Origin of the sequence: Micromonospora marina, assembly GCF_900091565.1 — a bacterium.
Taxonomy (GTDB): Bacteria; Actinomycetota; Actinomycetes; order Mycobacteriales; family Micromonosporaceae; genus Micromonospora; species Micromonospora marina.
In genome coordinates this window covers 65,284-88,864 of sequence record NZ_FMCV01000027.1, presented here as the reverse complement: position 1 = coordinate 88,864, position 23,581 = coordinate 65,284, and the positions used below count along the sequence as shown (strand labels likewise).

Genomic DNA, 23,581 nt, shown 5'->3' with positions numbered 1-23,581 from the left:
CACCATCCCGGACTCCTTCGCCACATCGACCGCACACACCCGCTGCCAGACCTGCTCACTGTCGGCGTCCGGGATCTCCTCGACCCGCCTGCCACCCATCCCTCGTTCCCTTCCGTGCACCCGTGATCGACCAGGAGGCAGGCCGCCCGGGGGCCTCGGTCGGAAACCGAAAATCTGACCGGCGTGCTCGAAGCAACAATGCGTGACCCGTGAGGTCCGTGGCCCCGGCGCCAGACTTGCACACGGCCTCAAACGGACCAAGATCGATCGGCGTCGGCGGGCGACCTACCCACCATTTTCACGCCTGCGCGGCGTCCCGAAGAGACCGGGTGACTTGCACTTACGGCCCCCGCAAATGCCGCAGACACGGCGCAGCGGGGGCCGCAACTGCAAGATCGCCGGGGACCGGTGAGGAGGGCCGGGGAGGGGGAGGATGAGGCAGGTCGAGGTGGCGTGGGCCACCAGGCGGCCGGCCGCGCCACGAGCATCGGCTCACCGAGATGGGTCTGGGCCTCTGGCCGGTGCTCGTCGCGGTGCTCGGGTGGGGTGACCGCTACCCTCGCCGCTGAGCGTGGCGCACCGCGACTGCGGCGCCGAGGTCCGGGTCGCGTTGCGCTGCGCCGAGGGGCACGAGATCACCGGGGCGCGCGACGTGCTGCCCCGCCCGGGCCCGGGTGCCTGCCGCCGCCCGCCGCCGCTCTGACAGATGGTGTCGGTGTTGTTGCTCAGGTGTTACATCGGACGCTGGCGTGAACCCGGGCAAAATCTTGCCTTGCTTACGATCTTAAATGTGTGAATACTTTGGTCACTCGGGCGGTTTCCCCAGGTCGCCCGGGTTGTCCTCGGGCGCGCCCCCATGACAGCGCCCGTTCACCCCCTTTCGGAGGTTGTTACATGCGACCCACGAGGTCCACGCTCCGCCGCGCCGCTGCCGTCGCTCTGGCCGGCACCCTGGCCACCGGCTCTCTGCTCGGCGCCCCCGCCCAGGCGGCCCCCGCCGCCGCCTCGCCCGACGCCGCCGCCACGCTCGTGGCCAAGCTCGGCGACCGCGCCGCCGGAGCGTACGCCGACGCCAGCGGCAAGATGGTCGTCACGGTGACCGACGCCGCCGCCGCCCGGCAGGTGCACGCCGCCGGCGCCACCCCGAAGCTGGTCACCCGGGGCGCCAAGCAGCTCCGGGCCGCCACCAGCGAGCTGGAGCGCTCCGCCAAGATCCCGGGCACCGCCTGGTGGACCGACCCGGCGACCAACCAGGTGGTCGTCTCCGTCGACAGCACCGTCACCGGCGCCAAGCTGGAGCGGGTCAAGGCCGCCGCCGCCCGCACCGGTGGCGCGGTCCGGATCGAGGCCGAGGCCGGCGTGCTGAGCACCCGGATCTCCGGCGGCCAGGCCATCTACGCCGGCGGCGGAGGCCGTTGCTCGCTCGGGTTCAACGTCCGCAGCGGCTCGACCTACTACTTCCTCACCGCGGGTCACTGCACCAACATCTCGTCGAGCTGGTACAGCAACTCCTCGCAGACCAGCCTGCTCGGCACCCGCGCCGGGACCAGCTTCCCGGGTAACGACTACGGCATCGTCCGCTACAGCAGCGGCTCGCAGCCGGGGAACGTCTACCTCTACAACGGCAGCTACCGCGACATCACCGGCGCCGGCAACGCCTACGTGGGCCAGAGCGTGCAGCGCTCCGGCAGCACCACCGGCCTGCGCAGCGGCAGCGTCAACGCGCTCAACGCGACCGTGAACTACGCCGAGGGCAGCGTCTCCGGCCTCATCCGCACCAATGTCTGCGCCGAGCCCGGCGACAGCGGCGGCTCGCTCTTCTCCGGCAGCACCGCGCTCGGCCTCACCTCCGGCGGCAGCGGCAACTGCTCCTTCGGTGGCACCACCTACTTCCAGCCGGTCACCGAGGCGCTCAGCCGCTACGGCGTCAGCGTCTACTGAACCACCGCACGCGAACGGGCCGCCGGGTGACCGGCGGCCCGTTCCGCGTACCCGGTCAGGCGCCCGCCTCCCGGCGGCCCGGACCGACCGCGAGCGCGGCCACAGTGGCCACCACTGACCGCCGCCGCCGGGCTCTGCCGCGCCCCGGGACGGGCCGGGCTCGACGGGTGCCGGGGAGCGGGCCCGCCCGCCCTGACAGAATGCGGGGGAGCAGTGAGTGGACCAGATTGAGGAGACGCCAGCCGTGATCCGTACCCACAATGCCGGAAGCCTGCGCGCGGCGGACGCCGGCTCGACGGTGACGCTCGCCGGGTGGGTGGCCCGCCGGCGCGACCACGGCGGTGTCATCTTCGTCGACCTGCGCGACGCCTCCGGCGTGGTGCAGGTGGTCTTCCGCGAGGAGGACGCGCACGCGCTGCGCAACGAGTTCTGCGTCAAGGTCGTCGGCGAGGTGACCCGCCGCCCGGAGGGCAACGAGAACCCGGATCTGCCCACCGGCGAGGTCGAGGTGACCGCGACCGCGCTGGAGGTGCTCTCCGAGGCCGCGCCGCTGCCGCTGCCGGTGGACGACCAGATCGAGGCCGGCGACGACATCCGGCTCAAGTACCGCTACCTGGACCTGCGCCGGGGCGGCCCGGCCAAGGCCATGCGGCTGCGCTCGCGGGCCAACCAGATCGCCCGCGGCGTGCTGCACGAGCGGGACTTCCTGGAGATCGAGACGCCGACGCTGACCCGCTCCACCCCGGAGGGCGCCCGGGACTTCCTGGTGCCGGTACGCCTGCAGCCGGGGAGCTGGTACGCGCTGCCGCAGTCGCCGCAGCTGTTCAAGCAGCTGCTGATGGTCGGCGGCATGGAGCGGTACTACCAGATCGCCCGCTGCTACCGCGACGAGGACTTCCGCGCCGACCGGCAGCCGGAGTTCACCCAGCTCGACATCGAGATGTCGTTCGTCACCGAGGACGACGTGATCGACCTCGGCGAGGCGATCGTCTCGGCGCTGTGGAAGGACCTCGCCGGCTACGAGATCGCCCAGCCGATCCCGCGCATCACCTGGCACGACGCCATGTCCCGCTACGGCTCGGACAAGCCGGACCTGCGCTACGGCGTCGAGCTGACCGAGCTGACCGGCTACCTGCGCGGCACCGGGTTCCGGGTGTTCGCCGGCGCGATCGACGCGGGCGGCTACGTCGGCGCGGTGGTCATGCCCGGCGGCGCGTCCCAGACCCGCAAGGAGTTGGACGGCTGGCAGGACTGGGCCAAGGCGCGCGGCGCGCGGGGCCTGGCGTACGTGGTGCTGGACGCCGAGACCGGCGAGCCGCGCGGCCCGGTGGCGAAGAACCTGTCCGAGGCGCACCTGTCCGGCCTGGCCGACGCGGTCGGCGCGAAGCCCGGCGACGCGGTCTTCTTCGCCGCGAGCACCAACACCCGTGAGGCGCAGGAGCTGCTCGGCGCGGCCCGGATCGAGATCGCCAAGCGGGCGAACCTGGTCGACGAGAGCGCCTGGGCGTTCTGCTGGGTGGTCGACGCGCCGATGTTCGAGAAGACGGACGACGGCGGCTGGACCGCCGTGCACCACCCGTTCACCTCGCCGAACGCGGAGTGGGTGGAGAAGTTCGAGGACGCGCCGGACCGGGCGCTGGCCTACGCGTACGACATCGTCTGCAACGGCAACGAGATCGGCGGCGGCTCGATCCGTATCCACCGGGGCGACGTGCAGCAGCGGGTGTTCGACCTGCTCGGCATCACCGCCGACGAGGCGCAGGACAAGTTCGGCTTCCTGCTGGAGGCGTTCAAGTACGGCGCCCCGCCGCACGGCGGCATCGCGTTCGGCTGGGACCGGGTCTGCATGCTGCTGGCCGGCGCGGACTCGATCCGCGAGGTGATCGCGTTCCCGAAGACCCGGGGCGGCTTCGACCCGCTGACCGGCGCGCCCACCCCGATCACCGGGCAGCAGCGCGCCGAGGCGGGCATCGACGCCAAGCCGAAGGCCCCGGCCGGTGCGCACGCCGGCACCGCCGGCCCGGCCGCCCCGGTGGCCGACCCGACCTGATCCTCGCTTCCCGGAGAGGCCCGCGTCATGATGACGCGGGCCTTTTCGATCTTCAGGGGGACTGATGCATCTGCTCGTGGTGGGAGCCAGCGGCTTCCTCGGCGCCGAGGTGTGCCGGCAGGCGGTCGCCGCCGGGCACCGGGTGGCCGGCACGTACCACTCCACCGCCGTCGCGGTGCCCGGCGTCGCGCCGCACCGGCTCGACGTGACCGACCGCGCCGCCGTGCGCGAGCTGCTGACCCGGGTACGCCCCGACGCGGTCGTCGCCACCCCCTACCGGTACGACGACTGGACGGTCACCGCGGACGGGGCGGCCCACATCGCCGTCGCCGCCGCCGAGGTGGGCGCCCGGCTGGTGCACCTGTCCAGCGACGCGCTGCACGCCGGGCGGCCCACGCCGTACGCGGACGAGGACGTGCCCACGCCGCTACACCCGTACGGGGCGGCGAAGGCGGCGGCGGAGACGGCGGTGCGGGCGGTGGACCCGGGCGCGGCGCTGGTGCGGACCTCGCTGATCGTGGGGGAGGGCAGCAAGCAGATCCAGCTCTGCCGGGACGCGCTGGCCGGCCGGGCCACGCTGTTCACCGACGAGCTGCGCTGTCCGGTGCACGTCGCCGACCTCGCCGCCGCGGTGCTGGAGCTGGTGCCGGGCGACCACGCCGGGCTGCTCAACGTGGCCGGGCCGGACGCGGTGAGCCGCGCCGGGCTGGGCCTGCTGGTGGCCCGGCACGACGGGGTGGACGCGAGCGGGCTGCGGACGACCACGATCGCCGCCGCCGGGCTGCGCCGCCCGGGTGCTGTGGTGCTGGACTCCACCCGTGCCGCGGGGCTGCTGCGGACCCGGTTGCGTGGCGTGGCGGAACTGTACGGCTAGTCGCACAGATTCTTTGCAAGCATCTTGTGCATGGAAAGTTTGCACAGATATTGTGCATCTCATGGAGGAGAAGAAGCGCCCCGCGGACCGCGCCGTCCGCATCGACCACCGGCAGGTTCGGGCCCTGGCCCAGCCACTGCGCATGCGGCTGATCGGGGCGCTGCGCCTGGGCGGCCCGGCCACCGCCACCACGCTGGCCGAACAACTCGGCACCAACACCGGCGCGACCAGCTACCACCTGCGGCAGCTCGCCGAGGTGGGCCTCGTGGTCGAGGACCCGACCCTCGGCACCGGCCGGCAGCGCTACTGGCGGGCCGCGCACGATGTCACCAACTGGGAATCAAGCGACTTCGACGACGACCCGGACGCGCGCGCCGCCATCGAGTGGATCGAGGCGGACTACGTCCGCTTCTTCGCCCAGCACGCCGAGCGGTGGTTCGCCCAGCGGCACCGGTGGTCGCCGGCCTGGCGTGACGGATTCGGCATGGGCGACTTCTTCATGCGCATCCCGGTCTCCCGCCTCGAAGCGATCAAGGAGGAGGTCTTCGCGGTCTTCGAGCGGCACCGCGACGAGACCGCTCCCGACGACCCCGACGCCGAGACGGTGCAGTTCTACCTCGCCGCCCTGCCGATGGACGCCGCGTACCCGCGGTCCGCCCCGCCGTCCGCCGAGGGGAAGCCGTGAGCGCGCTGTCCGTACGCCAGATCCGGTTCCGCTACCTCACGCTGTACGGACTGCGCTGGCTGCCCAGCGGCCTGCTCATGCCGGTGATGATCCTGCTGATGCAGGAGCGCGGGCTCACGCTGTCCCAGATCGGCCTGGCCGCCACCGCGCAGGGACTCGTCGTGCTGGCGCTTGAACTGCCCACCGGCGGTTTCGCCGACGCGCTCGGCCGCAAACCGGTGCTGGCCGCCGCCTGGGTGGTCGGCCTGGGCTCACTGGCGCTGATGGCGGTGGCCGACTCGTTCTGGATGTTCTTCCTGGTCTGGGCGTTGCAGGGCGTCTACCGGGCGCTCGACAGCGGCCCGCTCGAATCCTGGTACGTCGACGCCACGCTGGCCGCCGACCCGACGGCCGAGTACGAGCGCGGCCTCGGCTGGGCCGGCACCGTCATCGGCGTCGCGATCGGCGCGGGCGCGCTGCTCAGCGGCGGCCTGGTCGCGCTCGGCCCGGTCGGCCCGGTCGGCGCCCTCGCACTGCCGGTGATCGTCGCCGCCGTACTCCAGGCCGTCTCCATCGTGGCCCTGCTGTCGCTGATGGCCGAGCGGCGACCCGCGTCCGGCTCGGGCGCGCTACGCGCCTCGGTGGTCGGCGCGCCCCGGATGGTCGGGCAGGCCGTCGGGCTGCTGCGCCGCAACCGGGTGCTGCTGGCCCTGGTCGCCGTCGAACTGTTCTGGGGATTCGGCATGATCACCTTCGAGTCGCTGCTGCCGGTACGCCTCGCCGACGTCATCGGTGACCCGGGCCGCGCGGCGGCGCTGCTCGGCCCGGCCAGCACCGCGGCCTGGCTCGCCAACGCCGCCGGCGCCGCGCTCACCCCGTTCCTGCTGCGCCGCCTCGGCGCCGCCCCGGCCGCCGCGCTGATGCGGATCCTCCAGGGCGTGACGGTGGTCGGCATGGGCCTGCTGGCCGGACCGGTCGGCATCCTCATCGCCTACCTGGCCTGCTACGCCGTGCACGGCGCGTCGAACCCGCTGCACATGGGTCTGCTGCACCGGCAGGTCGACGGCCCGTACCGGACGAGCGTGCTCTCGCTCAACTCGATGGCCGCCCAGCCGGCCGGCGCGCTCGGCGCGGTGACGCTGACCGCGCTGGCCGACGCCACGAGCGTCAGCGTCGCCATGATCGTCGGCGCGGTGATGCTCGCCGTGGCCGCGCCGCTCTACCTGCCGGCCTGGCGGGCCGCCCGCCGGACCCCGCCGGACGTGCAGGTGGGACCGGAGGGGACGGGTGGCGGACCCGGTCACTCCGGCCTGGCGTACGAGCCCGCCGGTCCGTCCCTCGACGCCGCGATCGATCGGGACGGGGCCGCCGGCCGGGGTGGGCCCGTTGGCCGGGGCGAGGCCGAGCCGGTGGTCGTGCCGACGGCCCGCGACTGACCCGTGCCCGTGCCCGCTCGCACCCGGTAGCGCCGGCCGCCGGGTGCGACCGGGCGTTCGTCGCCCGGGAGCAGGTCCGGCGCGACCCCGTCGACCGCTCAGCCACCGCGTGGGCCGCACGCCACCCGGGCGCGGCCCACGCCCGGCCCGCCACCCGGCTCGGTGGAACGCCACAGGTGTCTCCGCCCCCGTTTGACACCCATGACGTTCCACTCACGCGATCCAGTGCCGGCTGGCAGCCTCAGCGAGGCCTCGGTGGGCCGTTGCGTACCGGGATCACGGGTGCGGGTGCGGACGCCGCGTCAGGCGAGCTTGACGGAGGTGCGGTGCTCGGTGGCGGTGAAGCCGAGCCGGCGGTACAGCCGGATCGCGCCCACGTTGTCCGGGTAGACGCCCAGCGCCACGGCGTCGTACCTGCCGAACAGGGCACACGTCATCCCGGCGGTCAGCGCCGCGCCCAGCCCCCGGCCGCGCTGCCCGGGCGCGACCGTCAGCCCGGCCAGGAAGCCGATGTCGCCGCGGCTGCGATCGGCGCCGCAGGCGAGCAGGCGGTCACCGTCGCGGATGCCGTACCAGTCGACGACGCCCGGGTCACCCGGCCGGGAGGTGGTGCCCGGGAACGCCTCCTCGATCAGCGCGGCCAGCGCGGGGTGGTCGGCCTCGGTGAGCCGCACCACCCGCTCCTGCTCCGGCTGGTGCGGGGGCGGGCCGGTGGTCCAGAGGAAGTCCCAGTCCGACAGCCGGGCCACCGGCAGACGCGCGGCCACCTCGTCGGGATCGGCCCGGGACAGGTTGACCGACTGGCCGGCCCGCAGCGTCCCGTCCGCCCGCTGGGCGGCGAAGACGTCGAGCGCCGGGCCGGGCGGGCCGACCGCGCCGCCGGCCGACCACTCGCCCGGCGGGAGCAACCATCCCACCGCGCCGCCGTGCCGCCATCCGTGCACGGCCTCGCCGGGCCGGAGCGCGTGCCGGGCGAACGGGTGGTCACCGGCCGCGGTGAGCAGCGTCTCCCGCCCGCTCAGCGCCTCGTCGACCGTGATCATGTCGCCAGCCTATGGGCACCGCCGGGTCGTACCGGTGGCCGGGTCACCGCCTGTTCCACGGTGGAGATTGACGAACAGACCGATTGGGTACATCCGTCGCCGACCTGCTGGGAACCCCCACCGGAGGAACGACATGCTCGCCATTCTCGCGGCCATCGTGTTCGGTTTCGCGCTGCTGCTCGACTTCATGAACACCGACCTCGGCGCCCCCGATCTGTTCAGCACCTCGACCCTCATGCTCATCGGCTTCCTGCTGCTCTCGCTCTACCTGGCCGGGGTCGGCTCCGGCCCGCGCGGCGGCGGTGGCGGCCGGTGGTACCGCGGCCGGCGGCCGGGTCGCGGCTGACCGGAAAAGACCACCCGGGTCGGGGCGGCGGCGCGATTCCGGCGTCGTCGGCCCGGCCCGGTACTGTTCTCGTGATGGAATCGGACGCCCTCTTCACCCTCGGCGAGCCGGCCGGCGCACCCGCGGGCGCGGGCGGCGCCGACGGCTTCACCGACGCCCGGGCGGACTCGCCCCTGCCGGTGCGGATGCGGCCGGCCGGCATCGACGAGCTGGTCGGGCAGGAGCACCTGCTCGCGCCGGGCGCGCCGCTGCGCCAGCTGGTCGAGGGTGCGGCGCCGATGTCGGTCATCCTGTGGGGGCCGCCGGGCAGCGGCAAGACCACCATCGCCCACCTCGTGGCCCGGGCCACCGACCGGCGATTCGTGGCGATGTCCGCGCTGACCGCCGGCGTGAAGGACGTCCGCGCCGTGATCGACACCGCCCGGCGGCAACGCCGGTCCGGCGGCCCGCCGACGGTGTTGTTCATCGACGAGGTGCACCGGTTCAGCAAGACCCAGCAGGACTCGCTGCTCGCCGCCGTCGAGGACCGCACGGTCACGCTGCTCGCGGCGACCACGGAGAACCCGTACTTCTCGGTCATCTCGCCCCTGCTGTCGCGCTGCGTGCTGCTCACCCTCCAGGCGCTCGACGACGACGACGTACGCGGGCTGCTGCGCCGCGCGGTGGCCGACGAGCGCGGGCTCGGCGGCTCGCTCGTCCTGGCCGAGGAGGCGGAGGACCACCTGGTCCGGCTCGCCGGCGGTGACGTGCGCAAGGCGCTCACCGCACTGGAGGCGGCGGCGGCCACCGCGACCGCGCTGGGCACCGGCCGGATCGACCTGGCCGTGGCCGAGCAGGCGGTCGACGTGGCGGCGGTGCGCTACGACCGGGACGGCGACGCGCACTACGACGTGACGAGCGCGTTCATCAAGAGCATGCGCGGCTCCGACGTGGACGCGGCACTGCACTGGCTGGCCCGGATGCTGGTGGCCGGCGAGGACGCCCGGTTCGTCGCCCGCCGGTTGGTGATCTTCGCGAGTGAGGACGTCGGCATGGCCGATCCCACCGCGCTGACGGTGGCCACCGCCGCCGCCCACGCGGTCGAGTACGTGGGCCTGCCGGAGGCACAGCTCAACCTGGCCCAGGCCGTCATCCACCTGGCGACCGCACCGAAGTCGAACTCGGCCACGACAGCGATCGGCGCCGCCGTCGCCGACGTACGTGCGGGGCGGGGCGGCGCGGTGCCGCGCGGGCTGCGCGACGCCCACTACTCCGGCGCGCGGGGCCTCGGCCACGGGGCCGGCTACCGCTACCCGCACGACGACCACCGGGGGGTGGTCACCCAGCAGTACGCTCCGGACGACCTCGTCGGAACCGACTACTACCAGCCCAGCGGGCACGGCGCGGAGCGGGCGGTGGCCACCCGGCTGCCGCTGCTGCGCCGGATCGTGCGCGGGCTGCCGGCTCCGGCGACCCGTGCGGAGGCCGGCGCCCCGGCCGTCGCGACCGGGGCCCGGGTGGGGGGCGGCGAGCAGGCCGGCGGGGCGAGTGAGGGCGGCAGCGACGCCGCCGAGGGGGGTCAGTAGTGATGGCGCGTGGTCCGGAGCGGCCGGCGGACGGCCCCGACGAGCGGCGCGACCCGCGCGGCAAGGGCCGCCGGTGGGGACGCGGCCGGGCCGAGCCCGAGCTGGACCCGACCGTCGTCGGCGAGGAACTCGGCTGGATCGACGACCTGCGTACCGCCAAGCAGCAGGGCGGTGAACTCGGACCGGACGAGGGCGGCCCCGCGCCGCGGCCCGACGCCGAGCCCTCCTGGCCGGACGGCGAGCCGTCCCGGCCACCCCGCCCGGCCGCCGCACCCGGCCCCGGCCCCGGTATGCCGCCCGCCGCACCCGGCCCCGGTATGCCGCCCGCCGGTCGGCAGGCTGCGCGGCCCCCGGCACCGGGCCCGCAGGCGCCGCCGCCCGGCCAGCCGGCTCCGCCACCCCCGTCCGCCGGCCGGCCCGGCACTCCGCCGACCGGCGGACCCCAGGCTCCCGGCCGGGCCGCTCCGCCCCCGGCTGCCCCGCCGCAGTCGCCCGGCCGGCCCGTTCCGCCGCCGGCCGCCGCGCCGCACACGCCCGGCCGGCCCCATCCGGGTGGGCCCGTTCCGGTCGGCCGAACCGACCCGACGCTGCCGCCCGTGACCGGCCGTCCAGGCCCGGCCGCGCCCCCCGCCGCCGACCGTCCCGGCGGACCGGTCACCGGACGACCCGGTACCGACCTGCCCCCGGCACCGGGCCCTCAGGCGCCCCCGCCCGGCCAGCCGGCTCCGCCACCCGGGCGGTCCGGCGTGGGCACCGCCCCGCCACCCGGGCGGTCCGGCGTGGGCACCGCCCCGCTGCCCGGCCGGCCCGGCGTGGACACCGCCCGGCCGTCGGGCCGGCCCGGCACCGACACGCCTCCGGCTCCCGGGCGTCCGGCCGCGGACACGCCGCCAGGTGTCCGCCCGCCGGCCGTGGACGCGCCCTCCGGTGGTGGCCGTCCCGGCCCGGAGACACCGTCCGGCGGTGCCCGGCCCGGCCCGCGCCCGCCGGTCATGCGCCGCCCCGACGCGCCCGGTCCGGCCGCGCCGCCGGTGCGATCCGGCGGTCCCGAGACCGGTGCCCCGCGCCGGGCCGGCGACGGTCCCTGGCCGGGCGGCCCCGAAGCCGGCGCCCCGCGCCGCCCCGTCGACGGTCCGTGGCCCGGCGTGCCCGAGGCGCCCCGTCCGGCCGACGCGCCGTACCGCCGTCGGGTGGACGGACCCACCGGCCAGCAGCCGCCCGTCGCCGGCACCCGCGTACCGCCCGGCGCGCCGACGTCCGGCCCGGGCCGGGCACCCGTCGACGGCGACACCCGCGTACCGCCGACGCCCCGGGGTCGACACGGCGCCGGGCCGGCGGCCCCGCACCAGGCCGACCCGACGGTCCCGCCGCCCTCCGGCGGCCGGCGGGCCGGGCCGGACGACATCGCCGGCATCCCGCCGGTCTCCGGTGGTGGCCGCCGGGTCCGCGCCGAGGACACCGACGCCGTCCAGCCCGTTCCCGGGGGAGCACGCCGGGCGCGGCCCGACGACGTGGCCCCCGGTGCGCAGCCCGTCTCGGGGGCGGGGCGCCGGTCCCGCGCCGACGACGTACCGCCCGGCACCCGGCCGGTCTCCGGCGCGGGTCGCCGGGCCAGGGCCGACGACGTGGCACCCGGCACGGAACCGGTCTCGGGGGCGGGCCGCCGGGCGCGGCCCGACGAGGTGGCCCCCGGAACCCGGCCGGTCTCCGGTGCGGGCCGTCGCGCCGCGCCGGAAGGCGCCGTACCCGGCGAGCCGGCCGGACGAGGCGTTCCGGACGCCGTCCCGGTCTCCGGCGGCGGGCGACGCGCCCGGCACGACGAGCCCTCCGGCGGTCACCACGTGCCCGCCCCCGGTGGCCGATCCGCAGCCGTACCCACGCCGGGCGCCGGCCGCCCGGAGCGCTCCCCGACCGTCCCGCGCAGCGGGACCGCACCGGACATGCCTGGCGCGCCCGTCTCCGGCAGTCCGGCGACCGGCCCGACCCCGCCCCCCGGCCGCCGCGGCGCGACCGCCGGCCGCCGTGCCACGCCCGACGTCCCGGGCGGCCGGCGGGCCGCGCCCGACGAGCCGGTCGGCCCCGGCACGGCCGCCGAGACGGCCGGTCGCCGGGCCGCCCGTGACGACACCGGGGAGCCGCGGCCGCAACGGCCCGACCGGCCCGCCGACTGGCTGCGGCAGGCGGGCCGCGCGCCGCACACCGACTCAGCGATGCCGGTCACCCGCCGTCCGGGCGGCCCTCCGGCCGACCAGCCGTCCGGCCGTTCCGAAGCGCCCGCCGTCCGGGCCGGCGTCGCCGTCCCGCCGGCGCGTCCCGAGCCGGGGACACCGTCCCGGCGGCCCGGAGCGCCCGGTCCGGATGTGCCGGCGCGCGCCGAACCGGCGGCCCGCCCCGGCCGGCCCGGCCCGGAGGTGCCCCCGGCCAGGCCGCAGTCGTCCGACCCGTCGCCCGCAAGGTCCGGTCCGGCCCGTGGGGCGGCCCGCCCCGGTCCGGCGCCCGCTCCCGGCCCGGCCGGCCCCGGTTCCCGCGGCGACCTCGATCGCACGGGCGGGATGCCCGCGGGTGGTGGCCGTCCGGGTGGTGGCCCGGCCGGCCCTGGTCCGCGCGGCGACGCCGAGCGCACCGGTGGGATGCCGGTCGGTGCGGGCCGCCCCGGAGCCGGCCCGGTGCCGCCCGGTGCGCCGGTGACCGCCCGCGCGGCAGCCGGTGTCGCCCGCCCGGTCGCGCCGGACGAGCGGACCACCGGACGCGCGACGCCACCCGGATCGGAGCCGGACCGGCCCGGACCGGGCAACGCGGCGACACCGGCGGCGGCCCGGGCGGCTGTGGTCGTACCCCCGGGGGAGCCCGCGGGGCCACGGCCCGCCGGTCCCGGACGGGACGACGACGGCGGCGCGGAGGCCGGTGGGCTGCGCGGCGCACGATCCGAGCTGCACCGGCAGGTGCGCGAACGCAACCGGCTGCGGCTGGGCATCCTCGCCCTGGTCAGCCTCGTGCTGTTGGGCGCGGTGCCGATCTACTTCGGGATGCGGACGCTGAGCCGCGATCCGGTCTTCGACACCCTCGACGGGCTCGCGGTGCCCGCCTGGGCGCAGAGCAACGTGGTCGACAACGTCAGCGGCAGCCGCTGGTGCCTGCAGGACTGCCGGCTGCGTGAACGTTCCCTCGAGTCGGAGCAGGGGTGGAAGGAGACGGTCCCGGTCTACGAGCAGGCGCTGGCCGGGGACGGGTGGCGGCGCTGGAAGGTCGACCGCTGCCCGGACGAGAAGGTTCCGGGCAGCTACACCTGCTGGCGGCGGGACGAACTGACGCTCGACCTGTGGGTACGCGACCGCACCTGCACGCCTCCGCCGGTGGACGGGGCACCGGCGCCGACCGCACCTGCAACGCCCGCAGCGGCGGAGTGCACCGGCTCGTTGGTGTCGGTGAAGGTGCGCAACGCGATCGACGACGAGCGCACCGGACCGACACCGACCACCGACCCGTCACTCACCGGCGAGGATCCGTACCCGACCCTGACCGACGACCCGCTGGGCGAGGCGACCCCCTCACCGTCGTGAGCCGACTTTCATCACGGACGGTAGGGTCTGGTGCTGGCACGCCCGTCCGCGCCCGGTGACCGGGTCGGCGTGGCGCGAATGGGGTAGGTACGGTCGCGCGTTCCGGGGCGTCGGGTCCCGGGACACTGCTTGAGGAGGACGTGCGCGTGAACGGTAGCGAGGTCGCTTGGCTGGTTCTGGCCGGCGCGTTCCTGATGCTGGTGCTCGTGCTGGCGGTGCCGATCCTGCGGCTGCGGCACACCGTGGACGCGACAACCCGCATGATCAACGAGCTCAACGACCGCACCGCGCCGCTGCTCGGTGACGTGAACACCACTGTGAAGAACGTCAACGTGGCGCTGGAGCAGGTGCAGACCTCGCTGGACGGGGTGAACCTCCAGCTCGCCAAGGTGGACACCATGACCAGCCACGCGCAGAACGTCACCGCCAACGTGGCGAACCTGGCCACCGTGGTCTCCGCCGCCGCCGCGAACCCGCTGGTCAAGGTGGCCGCGTTCGGGTACGGCGTGCGCCGGGCCGCCTCCGCCCGCCGGCACGCCGAAACCGAGCGCGAGGTGCGCGACACGATCAAGCAGCAGCGTCGCGCCGCCAAGCGCGGCAACCGCTGACCCCGACCGGCGTACGCGGGAAGGATGAGAACATGAGGCGGTTGTTCTGGCTGGGCATCGGGGTGGCCGTGGGCGTCCTGGTGGTGCGCAAGGCCACCCGGACCGCGCAGGCGTACACCCCGGCCGGCATCGCCAGCGGGCTGTCCGAGTCCGCCGGCGGTCTGGTCGAGTCGCTCCGGGCGTTCGTGGACGACGTCCGGGTCGGTATGGCCGAGCGTGAGCAGGAGATCCACGAGGCCTTCGCCCGCGGCGAGGTGTACGACGACCAGTTCGCCGAGCTGCGGGAGGACCCGCGGATCGGCGACCGAGAGATTTTCCCGGAGGACCACCAGCGATGAAGACGGCGGAGATCAAGCGGCGGTTCCTCGCCCACTTCGAGGCGAACGGGCACACCGTGGTGCCGTCCGCTCCGCTGCCCGCCATCAGCGACCCGAACCTGCTGTTCATCAACGCGGGCATGGTGCAGTTCGTGCCCTACTTCCTGGGCCAGCAGACCCCGCCGTACGCGCGGGCGACGAGCGTGCAGAAGTGCATCCGGACGCCTGACATCGACGAGGTCGGCAAGACCAGCCGGCACGGCACGTTCTTCCAGATGAACGGCAACTTCTCCTTCGGTGACTACTTCAAGTCCGGGGCGATCCCGCTGGCCTGGGACCTGGCCACCAAGCCGGTCGAGGCGGGCGGCTTCGGGCTGGACCCGGAGCGGATCTGGGCCACCGTCTACCTGGACGACGACGAGGCGTACGACATCTGGCGGGCCACCGGCGTGCCGGCCGAGCGGATCGTGCGCCGGGGCAAGGCCGACAACTTCTGGTCGATGGGCATCCCCGGCCCGTGCGGCCCGTGCTCCGAGCTGTACTACGACCGCGGCCCGGCCTACGGCCGCGAGGGCGGCCCGGAGGTCGACGAGGACCGGTACCTGGAGTTCTGGAACCTCGTCTTCATGCAGTTCGAGCGCGGTCCGGGCGTCGGCAAGGAGGACTTCCCGATCCTCGGCGACCTGCCGGCGAAGAACATCGACACCGGCATGGGCCTGGAGCGGATGGCCTCGCTGCTGCAGGGCGTGGACAACCTCTACGAGATCGACGAGGTCAAGCCGATCCTCGACAAGGCCGCCGAGCTGACCGGCAAGCGCTACGGCGTCCACTCCGGTCACGCGGCAAACGAGTCGCACCCGGACGACGTACGCCTGCGGGTGATCGCCGACCACGTGCGCACCTCGCTGATGCTCATCGGCGACGGGGTGACCCCGTCGAACGAGGGCCGGGGCTACGTGCTGCGCCGGATCATGCGCCGCGCGATCCGGGCGGTGCGGCTGCTGGGCTACGCCGACCGGGCGCTGCCGGAGCTGCTGCCGGTGGCCCGCGACTGCATGGCGCCGTCGTACCCGGAGCTGGCCGAGGAGTTCGGCCGGATCTCCCAGTACGCGTACGCCGAGGAGGACGCGTTCCTGGCCACGCTGCGCGCGGGCACCACGATCCTGGACACCGCCATCGCCGAGACCAGGTCGGCCGGCAAGCCGGCGCTGTCCGGTGACAAGGCGTTCCAGCTGCACGACACGTACGGCTTCCCGATCGACCTGACCCTGGAGATCGCCGCCGAGCAGGGGTTGCAGGTCGACGCGGAGGGCTTCCGCCGGCTGATGGCCGACCAGCGCAGCCGGGCCAAGGCCGACGCGCAGGCGCGCAAGACCGGGCACACCGACGTGTCGGCGTACCGGTCGGTGCTCGACGGCGGCGGGCCGGTGGAGTTCACCGGCTACACCGAGCTGAACCGGGAGTCCCGGGTGCGCGCGCTGCTGTCCGGCGGCGCCGCGGTCTCGGCGGCGGTCGAGGGCGACACGATCGAGTTGGTGCTCGACACCACCCCGTTCTACGCCGAGGGCGGCGGGCAGCAGCCGGACCAGGGGCTCATCACCGTGGGCGGCGGCCAGGTCGAGGTCTTCGACGTGCAGCAGCCGGTGCCCGGCCTGATCGTGCACCGGGCCACTGTGGTGCGCGGCGAGGTGCGCTCCGGGGAGACCGGGTACGCCGAGATCGACACCTCCCGCCGTCGGGCGATCTCCCGCTCGCACACCGCGACGCACCTGGTGCACCAGACGATGCGCAACTTCCTCGGCGAGTCGGCGACGCAGGCCGGTTCGCTGAACGCGCCGGGCCGGCTGCGGTTCGACTTCAACACCCCGACGGGCGTGGCGCCGAGCGTGCTGCACGACGTGGAGCAGCAGGTCAACGAGGTGCTGCTGGCCGACCTGGAGGTGCACGCGTTCGTCACCAGCCAGGAGGAGGCCCGCCGGATCGGGGCGATGGCCCTGTTCGGCGAGAAGTACGGCGAGCGGGTCCGGGTCGTCGAGGTCGGCGACTACGCCCGGGAGCTGTGCGGCGGCACGCACGTGGCCCGCTCCGCCCAGCTCGGCCTGGTGAAGATCCTCTCCGAGGCGTCGGTGGGTTCCGGCGTACGCCGGATCGAGGCGCTCGTCGGCATGGACGCGTTCGGCTTCCTGGCCCGTGAGCACCTGCTGGTGTCCCGGCTCGCCGAGCTGTTCCGGGTGCCGGGGGAGCAGGTCGCCGACCGGGTGGAGCAGACGGTCACCCAGCTGCGCGACGCGGAGAAGGAGCTGGAGAAGCTTCGTGCCCAGCTCGTGCTCGGCGGGGCCGGTGCCCTGGCGGCGCAGGCGAAGGACGTGCGCGGCGTCGCGTACGTCGGCACCGAGGCGCCGGAGGGCGCTGCGGCGAACGACGTGCGGACGCTCGCCCAGGAGATCCGGGGCCGGATCGACGCGGCCCGTCCGGCGGTGGTCGCGGTGGCCGCCCGCGCCAACGGCAAGGCGTCCCTGGTGGTGGCTGTGAACCAGGCCGCCCGTGGGCGGAGCCTGAGCGCGAAGGACCTGGTCAAGGCGGCGTTCTCCGGCCGGGGCGGCGGCAGCGACGACCTGGCCCAGGGCGGCGGGCTGCCCGCGGCGGAGGCGCCGAACCTGCTGGTGACCGTCGAGCGGGCGGTCGCCGGCCCGGCATGAGTGAATGCACCGAGCGGAGCGAGGGCCGTGAGGGCATGCCCGGTCGGCCCGGCATGAGTGAATGCACCGAGCGGAGCGAGGGCCGTGAGGGCATGCCCAGTCGGCCCGGCATGAGTGAATGCACCGAGCGGAGCGAGGGCCGTGAGGGCATGCCCAGTCGGCACGGCATGATTGCATGGATGTGCGCCAGGGCGGACCACCCGGTCCGCCCTGGCCCGCACCGGCGGGGAGGTGTCCGTCCGTGACCGAGCTGTCCCGTGGCGTCCGGCTGGGTGTCGATGTCGGCCAGGTCCGGGTGGGGGTGGCCCGCTGTGATCCGCACGGCATCCTCGCCACCCCGCTGGTCACGCTGGCCCGCGACCTGTCGGCGGAACCGGACGCGGTGCCCGCCGACATGGCCGAGCTGGTCCGGCTCGCCGCCGAGCACGAGGCGGTGGGGATCGTGGTCGGGCTGCCGGTCAACCTCGCCGGAAAGCACGGCCCCGCGGCGGCGAACGTATCAGCATATGTCAGCCGATTGGCTGATGTGATGGGGCCGATTCCGGTGACGATGACGGACGAGAGGATGTCTACCGTCGTCGCGAGTCGTAGGCTGGCCGAACGGGGCGTCCGGGGAAAGCGCCAACGAGCGGTGGTCGACCAGGCCGCCGCGGTGGAGATTCTGCAGAGCTGGCTGGACGCACAGCGGAGGCGGACGCAATGATCGACGACCTTGATCTGGGCTTCGACGAACAGGACAGGGGGGACAAGGGCCGACACCGGCGCGGCGCGGTACGCCGACGGCAGGGCAAGTCCGGCGGCGGCCGGGGCAAGACTCTGCTCGCTCTCGCGCTCGCCCTGGTTCTGCTGGGCGGCATCGGCGGCGCCGCCTTCTACGGCTTCGACCGGGTCCAGAGCTACTTCGTCACGCCCGACTACGACGGCTCCGGTACCGGCGAGGTGACCGTCGAGATCAAGCAGGGCGCGCTGATCGCCGACATGGGCGACGCGCTCGTCGCGTCCGACGTGGTGAAGAGCACCAAGGCGTTCATCGAGGCCGCCGAGGAGAACTCGCGCAGCAAGAACATCCAGCCCGGCACGTACAAGCTGCGCAAGCAGATGAGCGGTGACGCGGCGGTCGCGGCGCTGCTGGACCTCAAGAACAAGATCGTCAACGGGATCACGATCCCCGAGGGCCTCACCGCGAAGACGGTCTACAAGCGGCTGTCCGAGAAGACCGACATCCCGGTCGAGGACTTCGAGGCGGCGGCGAAGGATCCGATCGCGCTCGGCGTACCGGACTGGTGGTTCAAGCGTTCCGACGGCAAGAAGGTCACACCGTCGATCGAGGGCTTCCTCTTCCCGGACACCTACGAGATCCCGCCGAAGGCCACCGCCGAGACGGTGCTCAAGCTGATGGTGGACAACTTCCTCACCGTCACCGGGAACCTGAGGTTCGCCGAGAACGTGCAGGCGAACCGCGGCGGCATCAGCCCGTACGAGGTGCTCATCGTAGCGTCGCTTTCGCAGGCGGAGGCGGGCAACAAGGACGACCTCGGCAAGATCGCCCGCGTCGCCTACAACCGGGTCTACGGCGGCAACTTCCCCTGCAACTGTCTGCAGTTCGACGTGTCGGTCAACTACTACTGGGAGCTGACCGGTAAGCCGACAAAGGCGTCGAAGGACATGAGCAGAGCGGAGCTGTACGACGAGAAGAACCCCTACAGCACCCATGCCCACCCGGGTCTGCCCCCGACTCCCATCAACAACCCGGGGAAGCAGGCTCTGGAGGGCGCGCTGAAGCCGCCGAACGAAAAGTGGCTCTTCTTCGTCGCCATCGACAAACAGGGACACTCGGCTTTTGCGACGACGAACGCCGAGCATGAGCGCAACATCGAGAAGGCCAAGGAGAACGGCGTTCTCTAGGCACGGCCGCGCGACCTCGCTCAGCCGCGATGCCTGCTGAGATCGAACGCGGTCACTATGCTCAGTGTCTGCATTCGATATCGAGACGCGGGGGGCATCATGATGCGTGGTTCGTGGTCGCGGCGAGTCGGCGTGGTGGGAACGGGCGCCGCGATGCTGTTGGGATTCGCCGCTGTGCCTGCACAGGCGGCGACGATCACTCGGAGCACAACCGGAGCGGCTGGAAGAGCGGTCTACCTGGGCGATGCCAACTGGGAGCTGTTCGCTCGCGACACGCTGTCGGACGGGCACTGCGCGCGTTGGCAGGTGCGCGCGCCCGGGGGATCCTCGTGGTCCTGGCAGGGCGCTTCGGTCTGCACCTCGACGGAGAAGTCCGCGACGTTCGGTGTGTCGGACTACTCCTACCGGATCTGCCGGACCGGGATCGGCAACTGCTCGTCTGCGGCTATGCTGCCCTGATCCGTCCATCACCCGGGGGAGAGAGGCAGTGCAGTTCTCGACCCGCCGTCGTGCCGCAGTGATCGGCAAGCCGATCGCCCACTCGCTCTCCCCGGTGATCCACACCGCCGGGTACGCGGCGGCCGGGCTGACCGGCTGGTCGTACACCCGGATCGAAGCCGGCGCCGACGAGCTGCCCGGCCTGGTCGCGGGCCTCGGCCCGGAGTGGGCCGGGCTGTCGGTGACCATGCCGGGCAAGGAGGCGGCGCTCGCGCTGGCCGACGAGGTCTCGCCGGTCGCCGCCGCCGTCGGCGCCGCAAACACGCTGGTACGCCGGCCCGACGGCAGCTGGTACGCGGACAACACCGACGTCACGGGCATGGTCGAGGTGCTCACCGGTGCCGGCTGCGTGGCCGGGGCGGTGGTCACTGTGCTCGGCGCGGGTGGCACCGCACGGGCCGCGATCGCGGCGGCGGGCCGGATCGGTGCGGCCGAGGTGACTGTGGTGGCCCGCCGCCCGGAGGCGGTCGACGAACTGCGCCCGATCGCGGCGGCGGCCGGCGTGCCGCTCGCGGGTGCCGAGTGGGACGGAGCACCCACTCACGCCCGCGCCGATCTGGTCATCTCCACGGTGCCGAAGGGCGTGGCCGACCCGCTAACCGACAACTTCGACTGGCGGCCGGAGTCGGTCTTCTTCGATGTCGTCTACGACCCGTGGCCCACGCCGCTCGCGGCGGCGGCGCTCGCCGCCGGATGCCGGGTGGTCTCCGGGCTGGACCTGCTGCTGGTTCAGGCAGTCGGCCAGTTCGAGCAGTTCACCGGCGTCACCGCCCCCCGCGCCGCGATGCGCGCCGCGCTGCCGGTGTAAGGAAGGGCCCCTTCTTAACGCCTCCGGTAGAGGAAGGGCCCCCTGCTAACTCCTCACCCACCGGGCGGCAGATCGTCGCGGAGGTGGCCTGTCCGGTGGGCGGGACGCGGTGGGCGGCGTACGCCGGTAACCACCGGGCGTGACACACTGACCGTCGTGTTGCGCTGGCTGACTGCAGGTGAATCGCACGGACCCGCCCTCGTCGCGATGCTGGAGGGCGTACCCGCCGGCATCGAGGTGACCACCGGGGAGATCTCCGGCGAGCTGGCCCGGCGCCGGCTCGGCTACGGCCGGGGCGCCCGGATGTCGTTCGAGCAGGACGAGGTCGAGATCATCGGCGGGCTCCGGCACGGGGTGACGCTCGGCAGTCCGGTGGCGATCCGGGTCGGCAACTCCGAGTGGCCCAAGTGGCGCACCGTGATGGCCGCCGACCCGGTCGACCCGGAGGAACTGGCGAGCCAGGCCCGCAACGCGCCGCTGACCCGGCCCCGCCCGGGTCACGCCGATCTGGCCGGCATGCAGAAGTACGGGCACACCGACGCGCGGCCGATCCTGGAGCGCGCCAGCGCCCGGGAGACCGCCGCCCGGGTCGCTGTCGGCACCGTCGCCAAGGCGCTCGTCCGTCAGGCGCTCGGCGTCGAGATCGTCTCCCACGTGGTCGAGCTGGGTCCGGTGGCGGTCAAGCCGGGACTGCGGCCCACCCCGGAGGACGCCGCGCGTATCGACGCCGACCCGCTGCGTTGCCTCGATGTCGAGGCCAGCGCCCGGATGGTCGCCGAGGTCGACGCCGCGAAGAAGGCCGCCGACACGCTCGGCGGCGTGGTCGAGGTGCTCGCGTACGGGGTGCCGCCGGGCCTGGGCAGCCACGTGCAGTGGGACCGCAAGCTCGACGCCCGTCTCGCCACCGCGCTCATGTCGATCCAGGCGATCAAGGGCGTGGAGATCGGCGACGGCTGGCAGCAGGCCCGCTCGCGCGGCTCCGAAGCGCACGACGAGATCGTGCCCACCGCCACCGGGGTTCGGCGGATCACCGACCGGGCCGGTGGCCTGGAGGGTGGCATCACCACCGGTGAGCCGCTGCGGGTGAAGGCGGCCATGAAGCCGATCTCGTCACTGAACCGGGCGCTCGCCACCATCGACGTGACGACGGGCGAGCCGGCCACCGCGATCAACCAGCGTTCCGACGTGTGCGCGGTGCCGGCCGCGGCCGTGGTGGCCGAGGCGATGGTCGCGCTGGTGCTGGCCGAGGCGGCGGTGGAGAAGTTCGGCGGCGACTCGGTCGCCGAGATGCGCCGTAACCTGGACGGTTACCTCGACGGGCTGGTCGTCAAATGAGCACCCGGCCGGTCTGCGTGCTGGTCGGGGCGCCCGGCTCCGGCAAGAACACTGTCGGCACGGCGCTGGCCGAGGCGCTCGGCGTCGGTTTCCGGGACACCGACGCCGACATCGAGAACCTCGCCGGCAAGCCGATTCCGGAGATCTTCGTGGACGAGGGGGAGGAGCACTTCCGTACCCTCGAACGGGCCGCCGTGGCGGCGGCGCTCGCGTCGCACGCGGGCGTGCTCGCGCTCGGCGGCGGCGCGGTCCTGGCCGAGGAGAACCGGGCCGCGCTGATCGGCCACACGGTGGTCCACCTGTCGGTGGAGTTGCCCGACGCGCTCAAGCGGGTCGGTCTCGGTGCCGGTCGGCCGCTGCTCGCGCTGAACCCGCGCGCCACGCTCAAGCACCTGATGGATCAGCGCCGACCGCTCTACGCCGAGGTGGCGACCGCGACAGTGGTCACCGACGGGCGCACCCCGGAGGAGTTGGCCGCGGAGATCGCCGCGCTGCTCAAGCCCTGACGCCGCCGCTCACCGTGGGTGGAACGTCATGGGTGTCTGCGGAACGTTGTGGCATGCGACGGGCCGGGCGCTCCGGTCGCCAGGTGGCGAGCAGCGCCAGCGCCAGCGCGATCTCGGCCAGGTCGCCGAGGTAGTACATGAGCGTGGCCCCGGCCCGCAGCTCGGCGGCGGTGGCCGGCACGTCCACGAACAGCCCGGCGTAGAGCAACTGGGCGATGGCGGCGTGCGCAACGACCCCGCACCCGATCACCACCAGCCGTACCGGTACGCGGGGGCGGTGCGGTCCCGGATCCGGCCCGGCGATCGACCAGGCGAACAGGCAGCCGCTGAGCAGGAAGTGCAGGTTCACCAGCGTGTGCAGGACCGGGCTGCCGACTGTGGCCCGGTACAGCGGGGTGAGATGGAGCAGCCAGAGCCCGCCCGCGGTGAGCAGCAGCCCGGTCACCGGGTGGCCGAGCACCCGCGCGACCGGATGACGCAGCAGGTGGACCAGGGCCCGGCCGGTACGCCGGTCGAGCGTGCGCAGCAGCAGCGTGACCGGGGCACCGAGCACCAGCGCCAGCGGCGCCAGCATGCCGATCAGCAGGTGCTGCCACATGTGCCCGACGAAGTCGCCGGCCGGCCACAGCAGTCCCGCCGCCAGCAGCAGTGCGCCCAGCCCGAAGCTCGCCGTGCGGGCGTGCGGCCAGCCCGGCCCGCCCGGGTCGCGCAGCCGCAGCGCGGCGGCCAGGTACGCCCAGAACAGCGCCACCGGGATCAGCGCGGTCACCGGAAAGCCGCCGCCGGAGTGCCCGGCGTGGGCCAGTGTCACCGGCGCTCCGGCGCGCAGAGGTCCACGTCCCGGGCCCGGCGCTGGATCGCCCAGCCCACAGCGATCAGCACCACGCCCAGGGCCAGGAACCCGAGGTCCCACCAGAGCTGGTCCGGGCCGCTGCGGACGTGGTGGATGCCGAGCAGGTGGTGGTCGATGACGCCCTCGACCAGGTTGAACAGACCCCAGCCGACCAGGACCCAGCCCCACAGCATCGGCGAGCGCCACAGCCGGCCCCGGGAGCCTGTGACCCGGGAGTAGAGCAGGGCCAGACCGGTCAGCACCGCCACCCAGGTGACCACGTGGAACAGGCCGTCCCAGAGCGTGTTCATCTGCAGCCCGGACACCGTGTCCACCGGGTACTCACGTACCCCGATGTGGTCGCTGCCGGTGCTGCTGAGCACGTGGTGCCACTGGAAGACCTGGTGCAGGACGATGCCGTCGACGAAGCCGCCCAGCCCGACGCCGAGGATCGTGGCGGGCAGCCGGATACTCGTCGCCGACTCCGGCCGGGTCGGGTGTGCCGTCGTCTCGCTCATTCCGCCCGCCCTACCCGGTGCACGGCCGGACAAACACCCAGCCTGTGGACAGTCGCCGCGCGAGGGCGGCGCGCTG

The 23,581-nt window shown here is 74.2% G+C and carries 20 protein-coding genes; 17 read left to right on the top strand and 3 right to left on the bottom strand.

The genetic code is table 11. From position 1 onward, the window contains the following. Nucleotides 1–571 precede the first annotated feature (571 nt). From GA0070215_RS29600 to GA0070215_RS24915, 6 genes are all read left to right on the top strand, one after another. On the top strand, nucleotides 572–703 hold the full coding sequence (locus GA0070215_RS29600) for a hypothetical protein (RefSeq protein ID WP_279616582.1): 132 nt from the start codon (nucleotides 572–574) through the stop codon (nucleotides 701–703). Between the two features lie 191 nt (nucleotides 704–894). After that, a complete protein-coding gene (locus GA0070215_RS24935) occupies nucleotides 895–1,941 on the top strand; it encodes a S1 family peptidase (RefSeq protein ID WP_091050474.1) in 1,047 nt (348 codons plus the stop codon). A gap of 244 nt (nucleotides 1,942–2,185) precedes the next feature. Then, the gene (gene aspS / locus GA0070215_RS24930) at nucleotides 2,186–3,991 is read left to right on the top strand and encodes an aspartate--tRNA ligase (protein ID WP_091050470.1); all 1,806 of its coding nucleotides are present in this window, start codon (nucleotides 2,186–2,188) and stop codon (nucleotides 3,989–3,991) included. Between the two features lie 64 nt (nucleotides 3,992–4,055). Next, nucleotides 4,056–4,865 carry an SDR family oxidoreductase gene (locus tag GA0070215_RS24925; RefSeq protein WP_091050467.1) on the top strand — a complete coding sequence of 270 codons (810 nt, stop codon included), beginning with the start codon at nucleotides 4,056–4,058 and terminating at the stop codon, nucleotides 4,863–4,865. 61 nt (nucleotides 4,866–4,926) lie between these two features. Next, on the top strand, nucleotides 4,927–5,550 hold the full coding sequence (locus GA0070215_RS24920) for a helix-turn-helix domain-containing protein (protein ID WP_018785051.1): 624 nt from the start codon (nucleotides 4,927–4,929) through the stop codon (nucleotides 5,548–5,550). Further along, nucleotides 5,547–6,965 (top strand): MFS transporter, encoded by a 1,419-nt coding sequence (locus GA0070215_RS24915; RefSeq protein WP_091050463.1) that lies wholly within the window; start codon nucleotides 5,547–5,549, stop codon nucleotides 6,963–6,965. The genes GA0070215_RS24920 and GA0070215_RS24915 overlap by 4 nt, the downstream gene beginning before the upstream one ends. 302 nt (nucleotides 6,966–7,267) lie before the next feature. On the opposite strand, the gene GA0070215_RS24910 is transcribed toward GA0070215_RS24915, so the two are convergent. After that, nucleotides 7,268–8,008: a GNAT family N-acetyltransferase gene (locus GA0070215_RS24910; RefSeq protein ID WP_091050459.1), complete on the bottom strand. Its 741-nt coding sequence runs from the start codon at nucleotides 8,006–8,008 to the stop codon at nucleotides 7,268–7,270. A gap of 133 nt (nucleotides 8,009–8,141) precedes the next feature. Here GA0070215_RS24910 and GA0070215_RS24905 point away from each other — a divergent pair, with 133 nt between their 5' ends. The 11 genes from GA0070215_RS24905 (at nucleotide 8,142) to GA0070215_RS24845 (ending at nucleotide 22,155) form a co-directional block, all read left to right on the top strand. Beyond that, entirely contained in the window at nucleotides 8,142–8,354 is a 213-nt protein-coding gene (locus GA0070215_RS24905; RefSeq protein ID WP_018785054.1) for a hypothetical protein, read from the top strand. 74 nt (nucleotides 8,355–8,428) lie between these two features. After that, nucleotides 8,429–9,919 (top strand): replication-associated recombination protein A, encoded by a 1,491-nt coding sequence (locus GA0070215_RS24900; RefSeq protein ID WP_018785055.1) that lies wholly within the window; start codon nucleotides 8,429–8,431, stop codon nucleotides 9,917–9,919. 2,909 nt (nucleotides 9,920–12,828) lie between these two features. Continuing rightward, nucleotides 12,829–13,479, top strand: a complete 651-nt coding sequence (locus GA0070215_RS29755; RefSeq protein ID WP_341845027.1) for a hypothetical protein — start codon at nucleotides 12,829–12,831, stop codon at nucleotides 13,477–13,479. 146 nt (nucleotides 13,480–13,625) lie between these two features. Beyond that, the gene (locus tag GA0070215_RS24890) at nucleotides 13,626–14,087 is read left to right on the top strand and encodes a DUF948 domain-containing protein (protein ID WP_043324962.1); all 462 of its coding nucleotides are present in this window, start codon (nucleotides 13,626–13,628) and stop codon (nucleotides 14,085–14,087) included. A gap of 32 nt (nucleotides 14,088–14,119) precedes the next feature. After that, nucleotides 14,120–14,425: a DUF6167 family protein gene (locus tag GA0070215_RS24885; RefSeq protein WP_026267797.1), complete on the top strand. Its 306-nt coding sequence runs from the start codon at nucleotides 14,120–14,122 to the stop codon at nucleotides 14,423–14,425. After that, nucleotides 14,422–17,103, top strand: coding sequence for an alanine--tRNA ligase (gene alaS, locus GA0070215_RS24880; protein ID WP_091050456.1), 2,682 nt, complete (start codon nucleotides 14,422–14,424; stop codon nucleotides 17,101–17,103). The genes GA0070215_RS24885 and alaS overlap by 4 nt, the downstream gene beginning before the upstream one ends. Nucleotides 17,104–17,344: 241 nt before the next feature. After that, the gene (gene ruvX / locus GA0070215_RS24870; protein ID WP_018785059.1) at nucleotides 17,345–17,806 is read left to right on the top strand and encodes a Holliday junction resolvase RuvX; all 462 of its coding nucleotides are present in this window, start codon (nucleotides 17,345–17,347) and stop codon (nucleotides 17,804–17,806) included. Continuing rightward, a complete protein-coding gene (gene mltG, locus GA0070215_RS24865) occupies nucleotides 17,803–19,008 on the top strand; it encodes an endolytic transglycosylase MltG (protein ID WP_091050450.1) in 1,206 nt (401 codons plus the stop codon). Before ruvX ends, mltG begins: the two co-directional genes overlap by 4 nt. A gap of 487 nt (nucleotides 19,009–19,495) precedes the next feature. Further along, nucleotides 19,496–20,314 carry a shikimate dehydrogenase gene (locus GA0070215_RS24855; RefSeq protein WP_018785062.1) on the top strand — a complete coding sequence of 273 codons (819 nt, stop codon included), beginning with the start codon at nucleotides 19,496–19,498 and terminating at the stop codon, nucleotides 20,312–20,314. A 156-nt stretch (nucleotides 20,315–20,470) separates the two neighbouring features. Continuing rightward, nucleotides 20,471–21,649 carry a chorismate synthase gene (gene aroC, locus GA0070215_RS24850; RefSeq protein WP_091050444.1) on the top strand — a complete coding sequence of 393 codons (1,179 nt, stop codon included), beginning with the start codon at nucleotides 20,471–20,473 and terminating at the stop codon, nucleotides 21,647–21,649. Then, nucleotides 21,646–22,155, top strand: coding sequence for a shikimate kinase (locus tag GA0070215_RS24845; protein ID WP_091050440.1), 510 nt, complete (start codon nucleotides 21,646–21,648; stop codon nucleotides 22,153–22,155). Before aroC ends, GA0070215_RS24845 begins: the two co-directional genes overlap by 4 nt. Here GA0070215_RS24845 and GA0070215_RS24840 read toward each other — a convergent pair. Beyond that, nucleotides 22,145–22,966 carry a cytochrome c oxidase assembly protein gene (locus tag GA0070215_RS24840; protein WP_091050434.1) on the bottom strand — a complete coding sequence of 274 codons (822 nt, stop codon included), beginning with the start codon at nucleotides 22,964–22,966 and terminating at the stop codon, nucleotides 22,145–22,147. The genes GA0070215_RS24845 and GA0070215_RS24840 overlap by 11 nt on opposite strands. Next, nucleotides 22,963–23,505 (bottom strand): DUF2243 domain-containing protein, encoded by a 543-nt coding sequence (locus GA0070215_RS24835; protein WP_091050430.1) that lies wholly within the window; start codon nucleotides 23,503–23,505, stop codon nucleotides 22,963–22,965. Before GA0070215_RS24835 ends, GA0070215_RS24840 begins: the two co-directional genes overlap by 4 nt. Nucleotides 23,506–23,581 lie beyond the last annotated feature (76 nt).